This window comes from Streptomyces sp. NPDC087310, assembly GCF_044744405.1.
Classification (GTDB): Bacteria; Actinomycetota; Actinomycetes; order Streptomycetales; family Streptomycetaceae; genus Streptomyces.
Genome location: NZ_JBIUYF010000004.1, coordinates 586641 through 600018 on the forward strand (window position 1 = coordinate 586641; position 13378 = coordinate 600018).

Annotated in this window: 9 protein-coding genes and 3 pseudogenes; 11 read left to right on the forward strand and 1 reads right to left on the reverse strand. The window is 68.1% G+C overall.

Annotated features, from left to right (window positions below; translation table 11 throughout):
* Window positions 1–47: 47 nt before the first annotated feature.
* The 10 genes and pseudogenes from ACIO3P_RS17840 (at window position 48) to ACIO3P_RS17885 (ending at window position 11503) form a co-directional block, all read left to right on the forward strand.
* Window positions 48–1814, forward strand: a complete 1767-nt coding sequence (locus tag ACIO3P_RS17840) for an ArnT family glycosyltransferase (protein WP_401851779.1) — start codon at window positions 48–50, stop codon at window positions 1812–1814.
* On the forward strand, window positions 1811–3220 hold the full coding sequence (locus ACIO3P_RS17845) for a glycosyltransferase (RefSeq protein WP_401851590.1): 1410 nt from the start codon (window positions 1811–1813) through the stop codon (window positions 3218–3220). The genes ACIO3P_RS17840 and ACIO3P_RS17845 overlap by 4 nt, the downstream gene beginning before the upstream one ends.
* Window positions 3217–5697, forward strand: coding sequence for a galactose oxidase-like domain-containing protein (locus ACIO3P_RS17850; protein WP_401851588.1), 2481 nt, complete (start codon window positions 3217–3219; stop codon window positions 5695–5697). Before ACIO3P_RS17845 ends, ACIO3P_RS17850 begins: the two co-directional genes overlap by 4 nt.
* A 248-nt stretch (window positions 5698–5945) precedes the next feature.
* Window positions 5946–6332 (forward strand): WXG100 family type VII secretion target, encoded by a 387-nt coding sequence (locus ACIO3P_RS17855; protein WP_401851586.1) that lies wholly within the window; start codon window positions 5946–5948, stop codon window positions 6330–6332.
* Between the two features lie 33 nt (window positions 6333–6365).
* On the forward strand, window positions 6366–7139 hold the full coding sequence (locus tag ACIO3P_RS17860; protein WP_401851584.1) for a hypothetical protein: 774 nt from the start codon (window positions 6366–6368) through the stop codon (window positions 7137–7139).
* A pseudogene (locus tag ACIO3P_RS17865) lies at window positions 7133–7279 on the forward strand (RNase A-like domain-containing protein); the annotation flags it as partial. The gene ACIO3P_RS17860 and the pseudogene ACIO3P_RS17865, both read left to right, overlap by 7 nt.
* Window positions 7278–7463 (forward strand): annotated as a pseudogene (locus ACIO3P_RS17870) (hypothetical protein); the annotation flags it as partial. The pseudogenes ACIO3P_RS17865 and ACIO3P_RS17870, both read left to right, overlap by 2 nt.
* A gap of 213 nt (window positions 7464–7676) precedes the next feature.
* Window positions 7677–8804: a tyrosine-type recombinase/integrase gene (locus tag ACIO3P_RS17875; RefSeq protein ID WP_401851581.1), complete on the forward strand. Its 1128-nt coding sequence runs from the start codon at window positions 7677–7679 to the stop codon at window positions 8802–8804.
* The gene (locus ACIO3P_RS17880) at window positions 8801–9148 is read left to right on the forward strand and encodes a helix-turn-helix domain-containing protein (protein WP_401851579.1); all 348 of its coding nucleotides are present in this window, start codon (window positions 8801–8803) and stop codon (window positions 9146–9148) included. The genes ACIO3P_RS17875 and ACIO3P_RS17880 overlap by 4 nt, the downstream gene beginning before the upstream one ends.
* 126 nt (window positions 9149–9274) lie before the next feature.
* Entirely contained in the window at window positions 9275–11503 is a 2229-nt protein-coding gene (locus ACIO3P_RS17885; RefSeq protein WP_401851577.1) for a hypothetical protein, read from the forward strand.
* A gap of 36 nt (window positions 11504–11539) precedes the next feature.
* On the opposite strand, the gene ACIO3P_RS17890 is transcribed toward ACIO3P_RS17885, so the two are convergent.
* Complete coding sequence (locus ACIO3P_RS17890) at window positions 11540–12682, reverse strand: hypothetical protein (protein ID WP_401851576.1); 1143 nt, start codon at window positions 12680–12682, stop codon at window positions 11540–11542.
* A gap of 116 nt (window positions 12683–12798) precedes the next feature.
* Here ACIO3P_RS17890 and ACIO3P_RS17895 point away from each other — a divergent pair.
* A pseudogene (locus ACIO3P_RS17895) lies at window positions 12799–13164 on the forward strand (contact-dependent growth inhibition system immunity protein); the annotation flags it as partial.
* Window positions 13165–13378 lie beyond the last annotated feature (214 nt).

Here is a 13378-nt window from a genome sequence, read left to right on the forward strand (position 1 = left end):
CCCTCCCCGCGGAGACGACGGAGACGACGGAGACGACGGAGACGACGGTGGCGACGGAGACGACGGTGGCGACAGTGACGACGGCGACCGACCCGAGACCCCTCGTCCCCGCGCAGAACGGGCCCGCCCCGAAGAGCCCCGCACCGCACGGCACCGGACCGCTCCTCGCCGTACGGCCCGTGGTGCGCTTCCGGCGCTCACGCTCCGATCTGGTCCTCTGCGGGGTCCTCCTCGTGGCGATCCTGCTCGTCCAGGGCTGGAACATCCAGCACTACCCCACCCTCAGCGACGACGAGGGCACCTACCTCGCCCAGGCATGGGCCGTCCAGGAGGGCAAGGGCCTCGCCCACTACACCTACTGGTACGACCATCCGCCGCTCGGCTGGATGCAGATCGCCTTCCTGACCTGGCTGCCCTCCCTCTTCTCGCCCGAGACCATGACGGTCGCGCCGATGCGCTGCGCGATGCTGCTGGTCAGCGCCGCGAGCGCGGTCTTCCTGTACGTACTGGCCCGGCGGCTGTGGCTGCCGCGCTGGGCGGCCGGGCTCGCGATGGTCCTCTTCGGGCTCTCCCCGCTCTCCGTGGTGCTCCAGCGGGAGATCTTCCTCGACAACATCGCCGTGATGTGGATCCTGCTGGCGTTCTGCCTCGCCGCCTCGCCGAGCCGCCACCTCTGGCACCACTTCGCGGCCGGTCTGGCCGCCGCGATCGGCGTGCTCACCAAAGAGACCATGCTCGTGGTGCTGCCCGCGCTGCTGGTGACGATGTGGCGGCACAGCCACCGCGACACCCGCAAGTTCGCGGTCACCGGAGCCGTCACCGCCTGCGTGCTGACCGGCCTCGCGTATCCGCTCTTCGCCCTGCTCAAAGGCGAGTTGCTGCCCGGCGGCGGCCATGTCTCGCTCTGGGACGGCATCACGTACCAGATGAGCCGCCCGGGCTCCGGCTTCGTCCTCGACGCGGGCAGCGGCTCGTACGGCGTACTCCAGTCCTGGCTGTACTACGACCGGATCCTGCCGCTGGGCGGCATCGCGGGCGGGCTCCTGCTCATGGCCACCCTGCGCTGGTCGGTGACCGCACGGGCGCTGGCCGGGCCCGCCCTCGCCGTGGTGATCCTGACCGCCGTCGCCCTGCGCCCGTCCGGCTACCTGCCCGCGATGTACATCATCCAGGGGCTGCCGTTCCTGGCGCTGGTGCTGGCGGGCGGCGCGGCCAGCGTCACCCACGCCGTACTGCGCAGAGGGCGCAGCCCGGAGCAGAGCCGGAAGGTGACGGGCCTGCGGTGGACGGCCCTGGCCGCGCTGGCGGCGACCGCCGCCGTACTCGTCGTACCGCGCTGGTACGACGGCGACCGCACCGCCCTGACCGCCGACGCCAACGCCCCCTACCGGGCGGCCGCCTCCTGGATGGCGCGGGAGGTCCCCGACCCGTCCCGGACCCGGGTGCTGGTGGACGACGCGCTGTGGCTCGACCTCGTGCACGCGGGGTACGAACCGGGCCTCGGCGCCATCTGGTTCTACAAGGCCGACCTCGACCCGGCCGTCACGAGGACGATGCCCGACGGCTGGCGCGACCTGGACTACGTCGTCGCCTCCCCGACCGTACGGCGCGACGCGCGCGACCTGCCCACCGTGCGCGACGCACTGAACCATTCGACGCCCGTCGCCGCCTTCGGCACGGGCGAGGACCGGATCGAGATCCGGCGGATCATCGGGAACGACGACCGGAGCGCCGTACGGAGCGAGCGAACCACCGTACGGAGCGACCGGAGCGCCGTACGGAACGGCACCAGCGCGGGAGGCGACGAGCGATGAGCATTCTTCCGCCCACCGGGGCCGGGGAGCCGGGCCCCCTCGGACCGCACGAAGGACGGCACGAAGGACGGCGGGAAGGACGGCACGGAGGACGGCACGGAGGACGGCGGGAACTCGGCGACCCCCGGCTCGAAGCGACCGCCGTCGCCGAGCCCGGCGCCGTCACCATCATCATCCCGACCTTCAACGAGTCAGTAAACGTACGGGAGTTGCTGCGCCAGCTCACCGACGCCGTACCCGCCAGGCTGCCCTGCGAAGTGCTCTTCGTCGACGACTCGACGGACGACACCCCCGACGTCATCGCCGCCGCCGCGCAGGACTGCCCCTTCCCCGTCGGCGTCATCCACCGCGACACCCCCGAGGGCGGACTCGGCGGCGCCGTCGTCGAAGGGCTCAAGGCCGCCGGGTCCGACTGGATCGTCGTCATGGACGCCGACCTCCAGCACCCGCCCGCGCTCGTCCCCGACCTCGTCGCCGCGGGCGAGCGCGGATCCGCCGATCTCGTCGTCGCCAGCCGCTACATCGACGGCGGCAGCCGCGCCGGGCTCGCCGGCGGCTACCGCGTCGCCGTCTCACGCGCCGCGACCTGGCTCACCAAGGGGCTCTTCCCCGGCCGGCTGCGCGGCATCAGCGACCCGATGAGCGGCTTCTTCGCGATCCGGCGCTCCGCCGTCACCTCGGAGGCGCTGCGCCCGCTCGGCTACAAGATCCTGCTGGAACTGGCCGTACGCTGCCGCCCCGAGCAGCCCACCGAGGTCCCGTTCGTCTTCCGCGACCGGTTCGCGGGCGAGTCCAAGTCGACCGCCAAGGAGGGCCTGCGCTTCCTGCGCCACCTCGTGGAGCTGCGCACGGCCTCCCCGCTCGCCCGGATGGCCGCCTTCGGACTGATCGGGCTGACCGGCTTCGTACCGAACCTGCTCGCGCTGTACGGGCTGACCGCGGCCGGGGTGCACTACCTGCCGGCCGAGGTGGTGGCCAACCAGTTCGGTGTGGCGTGGAACTTTCTCCTCATCGAACTGCTGCTCTTCCGCAGCCGCCGCGCCCACCGGCACTGGGCGGACCGGGTGGGCCGGTTCGCGCTGCTCGCCAACGCCGATCTGCTGCTGCGGATCCCGCTGATCGCGCTGTTCGTGTCGCGGTTCGGGATGGGGGCGCTGACCGCGACGGCGTGCGCGCTGCTGGCGACGTTCGTACTGCGTTTCGTGGGGACGGAGGCGCTGGTGTACCTGCCGAAGCGGGCCTCCGGGCGGCAACGCGGGGGCCAGGGCTCATGGTCGGGAGCGGACGGTCCCGCGGCATCCGGCAGGGGCAAGGGCAAGGGCGGAAGCAGGGCCAAGGGCAGGGCCAGGACCAGGGCCAGGGCCGGGGCCAAGGGCAGTGACCTGGGGACGGAGGTCGGCCGGTGAGACCGCCTCGCGCCTCGCGCCGTACCGCACTCCTCGCCGTCACCGCGCTCACCGCCGGGCTGCTGCTCGGCGCGCAGCAGCCCGCGCTGGCCGGCGCCAACCTCGTCAAGAACCCCGGCTTCGAGACGGCGGGCACCGGCGGCGCCGGGGACCTGCCGTACTGCTGGGAGCAGTCCGGCTGGGGCGACAACGACTTCTCCTTCACCACCGTCCCCGACGCCCACTCCGGAACGAAGGCCCTCAAGGTCGAGCTGACCCGCCGGGCCGACGGCGACCGCAAGGCGCTCATCACGGAGTCCGCCGCGTGCGCGCCCGACGTACGGCCGGACCGGCAGTACGACCTGTCCGTCTGGTACAAGTCGACCACTCCGGACGTCTCGCTCACCCTCTTCCGGCACGACACCACCACCGGCTGGCAGTACTGGACCGACCTCAAGACCCTGGACCTGAGCCCCGGTTACCGGCGCGCCGAGGTCCGTACCCCCGTCGTCCCGCCCGGCACCGACCGGATCACCTGGGGTGTCTCCGTGTACGGCACGGGCAGTGTGACCACCGACGACTACGGCATGGAGGAGGTCGCCGCGCCGCCCGTCGAACCCGGGTGCACCGGGACGGCGCAGGAGTGTGCCGACGGGAAGTGGGAGGTCCTGCCGACCGAGAACCCCGTACGGTCCATGCACTCGGTCGTCCTCAACAACGGCAAGGTGCTGCTGATCGCCGGCTCCGGCAACGACGTCGACAGCTTCGAGGCCGGCACCTTCACCTCCGCGGTGTACGACCCGGAGGACGGCTCGTACCGTACGATCCCGACGCCCGACGACATGTTCTGCTCCGGCCATGTCCAGCTCTCCGACGGCCGCGTGCTGGTGATGAGCGGCAACAAGGGGTATCCGTCGGCGGACGGCACGGTCGGCTACCAGGGGTACAAGGACAGCTACGTCTTCGACCCGGCGACCGAGACGTACAGCAAAACGAACGACATGAACGACGGCCACTGGTACCCGTCGGCCACCCTCATGGGCAACGGCGACGTGCTCACCTTCGGCGGGCTCCGCGAGGACTCCACCGGCTCGGTGACCGCCGAGCGGTGGTCGGCCACGCAGGAGAAGTGGCTGCCGACGGGGCAGGTCAACCAGACCTGGTCGTTCTGGGGCCTGTACCCGTCGATGATCCTCATGCAGGACGGCCGGCTCTTCTACTCGGGCAGCCACGTCTTCGGCAACGGCACCCCGGGCACCGGCTCCTCGGTCTACGACTACGACGCCAACACCGTCACCGACATACCCGGGCTCCGGAACAAGGACGAGCGCGACCAGTCCACGAGCGTCCTGCTGCCGCCCGCCCAGGACCAGCGGGTGCTGACGATCGGCGGCGGCAACATCGACTCCAACCCGGAGGCGGGCCGCCTCACGGACCTCATCGACCTCAAGGACCCGAACCCCCGCTACACGGCAGGACCGCCGCTCCCGCAGGGCACCGTCGACCTCGGCAACGGCCCTCAGCCGCAGACCGGGGCGCAGGGCAAGATGTACGGCTCGGCCGTACTGCTGCCGGACGGCAAGGTGCTGGAGACGGGCGGCGCCCTGCACAACCGGGCCAACCCGGTGTTCGAGTCGTCGCTCTTCGACCCGGCGACGGACACCTTCGACCCGGTGGCGGCCGACCCGGAGACCCGCGGCTACCACTCCTCGGCGTTCCTGCTGCCGGACGGCCGCGTCATGACGACGGGCGACAACCCGGGCAACGGCACCTGGAACCACCAGGTGTCGCTCTACACCCCGCCGTACCTCCTCAAGGGCGAACGGCCGCGGATCACCTCACTCATCGACAACCAGTGGCTGTACGGCGACACGCAACGCATCACCGTCGACCGGCCGATCGCCAAGGCCGAACTGATCCGCCCGGCGGCGGTGACCCACTCCTCCGACCCAAACCAGCGCTTCGTGGACCTGCCGCTCTCGGTGGACGGCGACAACGTCGACCTGAACGTCACGACCAACCCCAACCTGGCGCCCCCGGGCTGGTACATGCTCTTCGCCGTCGACGCGAACGGAATCCCGTCGATCGCCGAATGGATCCACCTGGGCGGCCCGCCCGCCCTGGCCGACAAGGCGGCGGGATCGGCCCACGTCCACGACTTCGCGGGCGAGCCGACCCGGCCGGCGAAGCAGCCCCGCAAGCCCAGGACCTCGGCACCGGTGAGCCGACAGATCGCGGGATGCGACCGGCACTACGGCTCGGCGAACGTCTGCGTACCGACGGTCTTCCCGGAGACGGTCACGGGCGCGGGTACGGACAGAGGCAGGGGTACGACGAAGGCGCGCTGCGCCTGGCTCGCGGCCAACGACTACGGCCGGCTGAAGGTCAACGGCAACGACGACCCACTCCGTCTGGACCCGGACGGGGACGGTGTGGCCTGCGAAAAGGGCGACCTGGACGTGAGCCCTGTTCGATCAGGTCCGCCGGCTGACCGATAGGACAGAGTGGCTCAGCCGCGTCGAGTTGGTTATGGCCGAGTACATCGAGCAGCGAGAGTTCAGCGGTTTCACGGAGAGGCCAAGCAGCTCCCTCTCGCCGTATACGAATCCACTCGCCGTCAGAACATCCACACATCTTCAGGTCACACCCACAACTCAACAGTTCACCTTCACCACGGCGCAGCAACCAGCCTGCCCTGGGCTCGGGTTGCTAGGGTTCCCAGGAATCGGAAGAAGGTGGAGCTGTGGTGGACCAGGCCAATCTTGATGTGAGTGGCGCGGACCTGACCCGGTTGGCCGGAGACCTTGACGAGATGCAGCGCCACCTGGACAAGCAAGTGCGGCGAATGGACGCGATCGTCGACCGCATCGAGGCGGGCTGGCAGGGCGAAGCGGCCGCGGGATACAGGGCTCTCCACCGAGGCGCGGCGGAGGACGCCGTGCGGATACGAGGGATCCTCGCCGTTCTCGAGCAGGCGATGCTGATGGGCCGCGACGGCTTTACGGAGACGGAGTTGGATCTGCTCCAGTCGATGCGGGCTGTGCGGTCGAAAGTGGACGTTGCCCAAGAGGCGCGCGACTTGTCCGAGGGGAATGCTCCATCGGCGCCGCGCAGCGCGCTTCACAACCTCTGACCTACACGCCGGATGGATAGCGGGGGAACAGCCATGTCTGACGACCAGATCGGTGTCAGCTTCACCACACTGCGCGATCTCGCCGGAGAACTGCACGGCATTGCTGACGAAGACTCCTCTGCCTGGCGGCCTGCGCAGGCCCGCGGGATCATACTCATGCTGCGGGAAATCGACTGGACGGCTGTCGCCGGTGGCCGTCGCACGCTGGAATGCGCCCTTCTCCACTATTGTCGCCGCCAGTCCCGCCTGCCTGATGCAACCGCGCGCCAGCCCGAGGAGGTGGCAGAGGCGATCCACCATGCGCTCTCCTGCGCCGACGGCCACCCCGCACTCGCTTCGCTTCTGCATGAGGTCCCGTCTCACGGGCTCGGGTCCCGGGGAGCTCGTGAAGTCCTCTTGTCCTGCGCCGTGTACATCGACGCGGGCGAGTGGCGCGTTTTCGGTCGGACGTTGAGCATTCCTGAGGACGAAGTCGAGATTCGTGGCGCCTTCCCGGAACTGATCGGCTTCTCCGAGATGTTCCTCGAACCCGGCGAAGGCACCGACGTAGTGGAGATCGTCGCGGATTACATCGACCAGTGCCATCCGCACTGTCGCTGGATCCTTCCTCAGCTTGTCGGCGAGCTCGGCAGAGCTCTCGCGGCCTATCCTGCCGAAAACCTTATGCAGCAGGCGTTTGACGAGAAGATCTCCATGGCCTCCGTCACCGGGCTTACTTGGACCGAATGGTTCGGTGCTTTGTCGGCACAACTCATGCAACATATGACTGAATGTCACGCTGCCGCAGAGGCGGAGGACGCGTGCTGACCCGGGCCGCAACCTACACCGATCGGGAGACGGCGCAGTGGGCAACCCAACAGGTCGTGACGGCGAATGAGTAGGTCATTCGTCGGTGGCTGGCGCAATCGACCCGGCAGCGTCTCACCATCGAGGGTGCCTGGCCGTCCCTTGACCGCGTACCTTCGGCATACCTGGCGCACCGGTCCCTGGGCTATCGCCGCCGCCGAACACCAACTCCGTGAATATGCACACAACCCCCCGGGACGCCTGCGGCTGCGCCTGGGCGAGTTCTACCCCGTACCGGATGTCGGCTTGCCCGACTCCGAGATCCAGGCATGGCTGGTGAGTATTGGAGTACGTGCGGGTTCCTTCAAGGCTGTGTGACACGAAGGATCCACATCTCAGCAGCTAGATCGCTCTGTGGCGGGCCTTCACTCGAAGGTGTGGGATCTCCGCAGTAACTCGCAGGTTCCACGAGTGATGCCTGTAATTTCCGGGATCGTGTCAGATTCCGAAAGTCGTCTACTGAGGCTCCTCAGCCCTGCGGGGGATTCCGCCGCTCCGGTGGACCCGGCAGCCGTGGCGGTGGAGTCCGGGCTGGCGGACGTCGTGACGCTACAGCGCCGCCGGCAGGCCCGGGTTTCCGCGCATGATAAGGAGAGCTTCTTCCTCGACACGCTCTCGGAGTACCAGTGGGCCCGGGACGCGGCAGGGCTGGCACCGGCCACCCTTGATGGTCTGGTCAAGCCCGTCATCGAAGTATGCAACTACTACGGCACGGTTCCCTGGCAGCTGTCGCCAAGGGAAGTCGACCGGTACTTCGCGGGACCTGGGAAACGAGCGCCTTCGACTCTGCGCGCGGAGATCAACAAGATCGACGCGTACTTTGCCTTCCTTGAACAGCGGTATGCCGGCGAGATCATGCGGCGCTTTGGTGCTGCCGTTGAATCACCGATCGACCTGTTCAACCGGCCCCGGCACCGTGGGGACTTCGGGCTTCGGATCCCGCCATCACAGACGGCAATGCGCGACTTCTTCTCGCGCTGGCGCGAGGACCTGCCGAACGCACGGAAGTACTTCGTCGCCTGCCGCGACTATGTGATGACCAAGGTCGCGTACCTGTCCGGTGTCCGTGCCGCGGAGCTGTGCGGGGTGTGCATGGGTGACATTCGCTGGGAGCACGGCCAGTGGGGTCGCTTCGTTGTCCAAGGTAAGGGTGCCCGCGCTTCCGGGCCCCGGCCTCGCGAGGCGTACATGTTCCAGGAGGGGCGTGCCCTGTTGTGGTGGTACATCGAAGAGATCCGGGGCGAGTTCGGGGACGACGCCGAACACCCACGGGCGCCTCTGTGGCCGTCGGAACGCAAGCCGACTGCGGTAGCCGCTCTGAATCTGCCGATCGCCCCGGCGATCGTCCCTTCTACCTTCCGGCGGTCGCTGCACGCCGCGGCTACGAACTACCTGGCGGGCCCGGTCGCCGACCTGTTCCCGCACCTGCTGCGGCACGCCTGCGCGACCCATAACTACGAGCGCGGGATGACGTTGTGGGAGGTGCAGAAGGTCCTCGGGCACGACTGGGCCACCACGACACTTCGGTACATGGCGACCGCGCACGCCGATCCTGAGGTGGCGAACTTGGCCGCGAGCTCGCAGGCGGCGCAACGACTGGTGATGGACAGGGGGAACCTGCGGTGAAGTGGAATCTGCGGATGGTGGCGGCCCAGCGTGACCTGTGGCGGCCTACCGAGGTGCTGGCGGCCTTCCAGCAGGTGGGGTTCAACCCCTCGCTGAGCAAGGTCGCCGCGTTGTGGGGCGGTGCCCCGGTCACAGTCCGCCTCGACGACCTCGACAAGATCTGTACGGCGCTGAACTGCACGGTTGCTGATCTGCTTCAGGCGGAGCCGCTCGCAGACACACAGGCGGCGCCGGAGTCCGGCCAGCAGGCCGTTGGCGCTGAGTCACAGTTGCCAGCCGGCCCGCTGCGGCCGGTGCCGCGTACTCAGCGCGGCAGCGGACCTCGCGCACTGCCGCCGAGCTGACAGCCGATGGGGACGGACGGGGGTGTGGCCCGTAGTTGCGAGTCGTGTCTGGGCTGGGGCCTGTTGCACCACAGTTGGGTGTGCGCTGGGTGCAAGGGCTGGCAGCAGAAGCATCGAGAGAGAGGCGTGTGCCCGCGTTGCCGCCAGGACGGCTACCTGAACACCGACGGGCTGTGCCGCTCGTGCCTGCAGGCCATCCGGGTCGAGGACGACGCAGAGTGGGCCCTGGGCATCGAGGGGGCGCGACCACGTGCCCTTCAATTGACGATCGGTAGCTACCGAGACGGGTCGATTTCGGCAAGGCCGTTGCGCCGGGGGCCGGGCGGCGGGCGCGATGTGATGGCGGATTGGAAGCGGAAGCTCAACCAAGCACGCGCGAATCTCGACGAGACTCCTGCCGAGGTATTGAAGCCGGCGACTCGGGGGCAGGTTCCGCTGTTTACCCTGCCCAGGACGCTAACTGCGACGACGGTCCGGGCGATCGCCGACCGACCGGTGTCCGGCTGGGGTCGGGCCCGAGAGGCGCTCGTCGCGCTGGCGGGCGAGCATCGTTTCAATCGAGGGTGGTATTACAGGGTCGCCGAGATGGTGCGTCTCGCCTTGGCAGTCAGGGAGGCCGAGGGCACCGACCTGTTACCCGAAGGGTTCCTGCGGGATCTGCCGGGCAGAGGGGACGCGGTCCGTGTGATCCTTCTGCGCGCTGGGCTGCTGGCCGAGGCGTCGGAGCCTCTGCGGTTCTACCCGGCTGATCAGCCCAGCACGCCCTACATCACCGTTCCGGCATCCCGGCCGCCGCTCACGCCGCGCCAGTGCCGGGACTGCCATGCGTGGATCCCCGGTGGCTGGCGAGGGTTCCGCTGCAACCCCTGCAAGCACTGGCGCGAGAAGTACGCCCGAAGCCGGTGCCTACGTTGCTGGCGCGACGACCTCCCGTCGCGCGGCGGCCACTGCCGCGGGTGCTACCCCTATCGCTTCCTCGACGAGGCAGGGACTCACCCAGCGCGAGCCACGCAACTCCAGATCGACCTGCCCTCCGGTACTACAGGAGGGGTTCAGCCATTGATCGGAAACCAACCGCTCCGTGGAGCCGACGGGACAGCGGCGCCTCACGCCGCCCGCGGGCAGGAAACGCTCTTCAACACCCGGCGCGACTGGTCGCCTGTGCTGGCCCGCCTGAGGCGCCGAGGCCCTGGCGAGTTGCCGCTGTCGGAAGAAGCTCGGCGGCTGGTCGAGGAGTTCGACCAGCTCATCATCGATCGCCGGACGCCCGACTACCGTAAGAACATCCGCACGCTGACCATCCTGGTGCACTGGCTCGGCGCTGAGAACGCCATCCTGGAGCGCGATGTCCACGATTTGGCCAGTTGTTCTGCGACTCTCGCAGCGAAGCCGGTCTGTCAGTTCCTCCGCTCTCATGGCCTGCTCATCGATGATCCGGACCGCCGCCAGGACGTGAATCTCGCATGGATTCAGGTCGCGATCAGTGTCCTCCCGGACCCGCTCGCCAGCGAGATTCACGCATGGGTGACCCTTCTGCGCAGCCAGGGGCGCCGCGAGGGCGATGTCCGCGATTACCGCAGCATTCGCCGCTACCTCGCCCACATTGAACCCGTCCTCACCACGTGGACAGCCGCCGGCGTGACTACTCTGCGAAAGATCACCACCGACCACATTGAGGCGGTGGTATCCGGCCTGTCAGGACATGAGCGCCAGAAGGTCGCGGTGAGCCTTCGCAGCCTGTTCAAGGCACTCAAGCGGGAACGGATGGTTTTCCGGGACCCGACCCGCCAGCTGTCGGTCGGTCACCTCAAGAGACTTCCGCAGTCCATGCGCAGCGATCTTCTGGCCGGACTGATGGATCAGGCGAAGTCTCCGCTCAGCCGCCTGGTCATCGCCTTGGTGGCCATTCACGCGCTGCCTGGTGAAGAGCTTCGCACGATTCGGACCACCGATCTCAACCTTGCTCGCGGCACTCTCGAAGTCCGCCGCGGCTTGCTGCGGCACACCCTCTACCTGGAGGAATTCACCCACCGACTCGCCAGCGAGTGGCTCGCCTGTCGCCACCACCGCTGGCCAGCATCGACGAACCCCTACCTTCTCGTCAGCCAGAAGACGGCCCTCGACCCAGATCATCCGGTGGTCAGCAGAACATTGCTTCGCAGGACCCTCCCCAAGAACGTCACGCTCGTCGGCCTGCGGCAGGACCGCATGCTCAACGAGGCGTTTGCCACCGGTGATCCCCTTAAGCTGATGCGCCTCTTCGGGATCACCGCTCAGACCGCATGCGCTACGTCGCTGCGGCGTACCCGGAGCGGACGGCCCGACTGCCCCGTTGACCTGCGGCAACTGAGGTGATCACCACGGCGGACCGTCAGCTGGTCTTTGGGACAATCAGCCATCGAAGCGGTTCCAGTCGATAGGGAGGCCGGCCAGGGGGTCCAGGGCGCTTCGGTGGGTGGCGCCGGCCCAGGCATCAAATGCTTCGCCGTCCTCGCTGCTGACATGCACGACGAGGCCGGGAGCCACGTAGAAGTGAGTGGGTGCCCAGGGCCAGAGGGGACGCAGCGGCACAAGGTGCAGCGCTTCCGTGAGTCGCTCGACCTGTGGTGCAGTGAGTTTGCGGGGCAGGGCGAGGTATTCGGCGCCCATGGAGGCCTCGAAGAGGGAGAACTGGATCAGGAAGCCGCTGAGCGGTTCCTGTTCGGCGATCGGCTCCTCGTCGAATTCACGGAACCAGACAGTCGGATCGGCTTCAGGTCCCTCAAGCGTCCACAGGAGCGACCAGAAGAAGCCTCCTTGGTTCTCGACGCCGAAGACGAGCATCTCCCCGAGATGGTCGGTGTGCAGGTCCGGCTCGGGCAGGATCCTGTTCTGGATTCCGAGGGCACCCGGCCGCTGCTTCGCGAGCCGGTACAGCTGTCTCAGTCCACCAGGAAGGCGTGACGCGGAGTCGCTGGTAGGCGATTCGGTGGCGCCTGCGGTCGGGTACCAGCCGGTGACGAACTGCTCAAGAGCTGCCGCACGGTCACCGTTCACATTCCCCAGCCACTCCAAGCCCGGCAAGTGCTCAGGTGGAAGTGGTGAGCGCACTCGGTTGAGGAGTTCTCTGCTCAAGGGTGCTGCAAAGCGCAGTTCACAGTCGGTGAGAACGCCATCGGAGGTGCCAGCCTGGCTCACCTGGGCGGTGCCCAGGTACAAAACTTCACCTCTGACGCAGACCGCGATGTGGATCGGCAACGAGCCTTCGTCCACACCCCAGGGCGCCCCCATGAGTCGCTCTGTGACCGGCGCCGGTGCGGGCCCGATCAAGCGGACCTCCTCAGCGCTCCACACACCGCTTTTGGCGGGTGCGGCACTCGCTTCCGCGATGATCACCATTCCGGCCGGGCCTATGACGACACTGGCACCCCCCACCGTGAAGCGCCCGGCTACCACCGAGCCGCCGACGAGCACGGGTACGTACTCCCGATCGAACACCAGCGCTGGAATTACAGCGGGAACCTGATCATTCATTCCCGCATCATCCTCGACCACGACCGGTCACCCCCAATGCCCCGCACCGAACCCGCTTCCGACACCGCCTCCAAGGCTGACAGGCGAGTGGGTTCGTCATCTCTCCGCTCCCGGAATCCGCGAACCCACGCGTTTCCCTTGCCGACCGGCTCAAGGAGAGCATCGAGACCGGTCAAGCCCCACCGCCTGCGACCCCGCAGACCCACTGGGAGTGGCATGCTCGCTTCCCTGAGCTCGCGCAATTCCTCGGGGGCTGGTTCTCGCAAGACATGCAGGATGAGTTCGAGGACCATGACAGGGCATTCCAGGACTACCTCGCAACCACCGACTCCGGCCTGATCGCCCAGATGACCGGCGAGCTTCACGACCTGGTCACCCTTCCTCTTGACGAATCCGACTACGCCGTCGCCGTAGCCGAGCTCGGCATGGAGGTCGACCCGCCCGGCCAGTACTCACCCAGCGGCTGGCTCACCGAGCTCGCCAGTCGGCTGCGGCGGCGTTGACCGAGCCTGTTGGAGGGCGAACTCCGCGTCCGACCGCTCCGGCGCGCGCATCGGGCGGGCTCGTGGGGTGTGTGGGCTTGTGGCCGAGGTGACTTCAGCGGACTTCATCGCGATGTCAGACCCTCGCCCTATCATCGTTTCCAGTGTTCCCGATCACAGCTCTACGCTGCGATCGTGGTCGGCGGCGCGAGGGGGGCGTTGATGTTCGACGGGG

Excerpts from the sequence above, each read along its gene's own strand:
- ACIO3P_RS17845 (WP_401851590.1), top strand. The coding sequence starts at position 1,811 with ATGAGCATTCTTCCGCCCACCGGGGCCGGGGAGCCGGGCCCCCTCGGA.
- ACIO3P_RS17860 (WP_401851584.1), top strand. The coding sequence starts at position 6,366 with ATGTCTGACGACCAGATCGGTGTCAGCTTCACCACACTGCGCGATCTC.